This window comes from Streptomyces sp. GC420, from assembly GCF_009916105.1.
Lineage (GTDB): Bacteria > Actinomycetota > Actinomycetes > Streptomycetales > Streptomycetaceae > Streptomyces.
On sequence record NZ_JAAAXQ010000555.1, the window covers coordinates 1 to 3,700 of the forward strand.

A 3,700-nucleotide genomic window follows, 5' to 3' on the forward strand; every position below is an offset into this window, starting at 1 on the left:
CCCCCACGGCCCTGTGAAGCCCTGTGAAGCCCTGTGAAGCCCTGTGAAGCCCTGTGAAACCTGTAAAGCTCCGCGCGGTTCTGTGAAGCCTGTGACATGTCGTGATGCAGGAGGCAGCTGATGACCCCGACGCGTCGTACCGGAGTGGGCGTGTGGTTCGTCGGAGCACGCGGCTCCGTCGCCACCACGGCGGTGGCCGGCTGCGCCGCCGTCGCGGCGGGACTCCACCCGCCGGCCGGCATGGTCACCGAGACGGACTCCTTCACCGGGACCGGGCTGCCGGCCCTGGCGTCCCTCGTCTTCGGAGGCCACGACACGGCGAGCTGCCCGCTGCCCAAGCGCGCGGAACACCTGGCGGCCGGCGGAGTCCTGCCGCACGGACTGCCCTCGGCCGTCGCCGCCGAACTGGCGGCCGCGGACAGCGCCATACGGCCCGGCGGACCCCTGCCGGGCGACACGCGGGACGAGGAAGAACTGGTCACTGCCTTCGCGGAGGACATCACCGGCTTCGTCCGCGACCGGGGACTGGCCCGTGCCGTGGTGGTGAACGTCGCCTCCACGGAGCCGGCGCCGCGCGACGACGCCTCCCTGCCGCCCAGCTCCCTCTACGCGGCGGCGGCGCTGCGCGCCGGCTGCCCCTACGTCAACTTCACCCCGTCCACCGGTCTGCACCACCCGGCCCTCCGGGAAGGGGCCGCCACCAGCGGTCTGCCGTACGCCGGGCGGGACGGCAAGACCGGCCAGACCCTGCTGAGATCCGTCCTGGGCCCGATGTTCGCGCAACGGGCCTTCGAGGTACGGGCCTGGTCCGGCACCAACCTGCTGGGCGGCGGCGACGGCGCGTCCCTCGCCGACCCGGCCGCGGCCGCGGCCAAGAACTCCGGCAAGAACCGGGTCCTGGCGGACACCCTCGGCAACCTGCCCGAGGGCCGGGTCCACATCGACGACGTACCCGCCCTCGGGGAGTGGAAGACGGCCTGGGACCACATCGCCTTCGACGGCTTCCTCGGCTCCCGGATGATCCTCCAGACCATCTGGCAGGGCCCCGACTCGGCGCTCGCCGCCCCTCTGGTCCTCGACCTCGCCCGTCTCACCGCCCGCGCCCACGAACTCGGTCTCTCCGGCCCGCTGGAACCCCTCGCCTTCTACTTCAAGGACCCGTACGGCGACTCGGCCGCCCTCGCCGACCAGCACACGGCGCTGCTCACCTTCGCCGCCCGCCTGAGGGAGGCGGCCCGATGAACCCCCTCGCCCGCCATCGAGGCTCTGCCCCGCGTCCGGCACTCACCGGGCCCGCCGCCCGGACCCAGCCCCTGCCGCGGTCCGGTCCCGCCCCCGGCGACGACGCAGTGGCGGGTGCGAGGCCCGGCCCCGGCGCGCCCGACGAACGGCGTCGCCCCGCGCCGTTCGCGCAGACGGAGCCCGTCTCGCCGCCGCCGGACACCGCCGCACGCGGCAGCGGCCGCGGTCCGGGAACGGCTCCCGCCCGCGCGGCACGTGAACCGGGCCTGCCCCGGGGTGCGGACGGCGGGGCCGCAGAGAGCCAGGACCCGGCTGCCCCGGAAGAGGTCGCCCCCGGCCCTCCTGCGGCCGGCGCGGAGATGCGGGCCGGTCACGGGACAGCGGACGGCGCGGGCGAGCGGGGCGGCGACGAGCCCCGGGGTGCCGCCCGCCCGCCGGTCACCGCCACCACCGCCACGCGCGCACGGGCACGGGCATGGGCCGAACTGCTGCGGATCTCCGCCGTACTCACCGTGCCCGGTGACGCCCTGGCAGGAGCGGCAGCGGCGGGCAGGGCTCCCGGGCGGCGGACACTGCTGGCGGCCGGGGCCTCCGTCTGCCTGTACGAGGCGGGCATGGCACTCAACGACTGGGCCGACCGTGACATCGATGCCATCGAGCGCCCCGGGCGGCCACTGCCCTCCGGGCGCATCGCACCCCGCGCGGCCCTCGCCGCCGCCGCCGGTCTGACGGTGGCCGGCCTCGCCCTGGCCGGGCGGGCCGGCCGCCCCGCCCTGGCCGCGGCGACCGCCCTCGCCGCGTCGGTCTGGGCCTACGACCTGCACCTGAAGAACACCCCGGCCGGACCCGCCGCCATGGCGACGGCCCGCACACTCGACCTCCTGCTCGGTGCGGCGGCGGAGTCCCGTCCCCCCGGCCCCGGCATGGCCGCCGCACTACCGTCGGCCGTCCTGCTCGGCGCGCACACGCTGGCCGTGACCGCCGTCTCGCGCCGGGAGGCGCAGGGCGGCGCCCCGGGCGTGCCACTGACGGGCCTGCTCGCGGCACTCGCCATCGGCGCCGCCGTACGGCCTCACGGCACCGGCACCGGCACCGCGCGACCACCGTACGACAGGGATCCGCCGGCCCCTGCCCGTCCGGCGCGGCACCCCGGCCGCGCGGGGTACCGCCGCCGCACCGTGCCTGCCCCCGGCGCCGCCGCCCCGGCCACCGCCATCACGGCCCGCGCCGCTCAGGCACTGTGCGCCGCCGCCTACGTGGGCACCGTCGCCGGACCGTATCTCCACGCCGCCCTCAACGCCTCACCTCCCCTCATCCAACGAGCCGTCGGCGCCGGAATCCGCGCCGTCATCCCCCTCCAGGCGGCACTCTCCGCCCGGGCCGGAGCCCCGGTGACCGGTGCCGCGCTGCTGGCCTGCGCACCCCTTGCCCGGCGTCTGGCGCGAAAGGTGAGTCCCACATGACCGACGACCCCGACGCCACCCCCCTGCGTTTCGGCTACGGCACCAACGGCCTGACCGACCTGCGCCTGGACGACGCGCTCGGCCTGCTCGCCGACCTCGGCTACGACGGCGTGGGGCTGACGCTCGACCACATGCACCTGGACCCCCTGGCCCCGGACCTCGCCGCCCGGACCGGGCAAGTGGCGGCGCGACTCGGCCGGCTGGGTCTGGGTGTCACCGTCGAGACGGGAGCCCGCTACGTCCTGGACCCGCGCCGCAAGCACGGCCCCAGCCTCCTCGACCCGGACGGCGACGCCCGCGCGGCACGCACCGGTCTGCTGCTGGCCGCCGTACGGGTCGCCGCCGACCTCGGGGCACACGCCGTGCACTGCTTCAGCGGCGCCGTCCCCCCGGGCACCGACCACGACACCGCCTGGAAACGGCTCACCGAGTCACTGGAGCCCGTACTCCGCGCCGCCGCCCGCACCGGCGTACCACTGGCCGTCGAACCCGAACCCGGTCACCTGCTGGCCACCCTCGCCGACTTCCATCACCTCCGTCTTCTCCTCGGCAGCCCCGAACCGCTCGGACTGACCCTCGACATCGGGCACTGCCAGTGCCTGGAACCGGCCCCACCCGCGGACTGCGTACGCGACGCGGCACCCTGGCTGCGCCACGTCCAGATCGAGGACATGCGCCGCGGCGTGCACGAACACCTCCCCCTCGGCACCGGCGAGATCGACTTCCCGCCCGTACTGGAAGCCCTGCGCGACACCGGCTACCAGGGGCTCACCGTCGTCGAACTGCCCCGCCACTCCCACGCCGGCCCCCGCCTCGCCGAGGAGTCCCTGCGCTTCCTGCGCGGCCGGCCACGAAGCATCCACCCAGCCGGGCGACCGCACCGAGGAGTTCAACGCCCGCATGTCCGGCCGCCCCTACTCCGCGGGCGGCATCCGCACCACCGTCGCCGCGACCCGCGCCGCCTCCGACGCCGAACTGGAGGCCAACCTCGTACG

At 76.2% G+C, this 3,700-nt stretch carries 2 protein-coding genes and 2 pseudogenes; all 4 read left to right on the forward strand.

The genetic code is table 11. The annotated features are described in order from the left end of the window. Positions 1-120: 120 nt before the first annotated feature. A complete protein-coding gene (locus tag GUY61_RS36020) occupies positions 121-1,242 on the forward strand; it encodes an inositol-3-phosphate synthase (protein WP_166634514.1) in 1,122 nt (373 codons plus the stop codon). Beyond that, positions 1,239-2,705 (forward strand): SCO3242 family prenyltransferase, encoded by a 1,467-nt coding sequence (locus GUY61_RS36025; RefSeq protein WP_398958157.1) that lies wholly within the window; start codon positions 1,239-1,241, stop codon positions 2,703-2,705. Before GUY61_RS36020 ends, GUY61_RS36025 begins: the two co-directional genes overlap by 4 nt. Continuing rightward, positions 2,702-3,547 (forward strand): annotated as a pseudogene (locus GUY61_RS36030) (sugar phosphate isomerase/epimerase family protein); the annotation flags it as partial. The gene GUY61_RS36025 and the pseudogene GUY61_RS36030, both read left to right, overlap by 4 nt. A 25-nt stretch (positions 3,548-3,572) precedes the next feature. Further along, positions 3,573-3,700: pseudogene (locus GUY61_RS42035) on the forward strand (imidazolonepropionase); the annotation flags it as partial.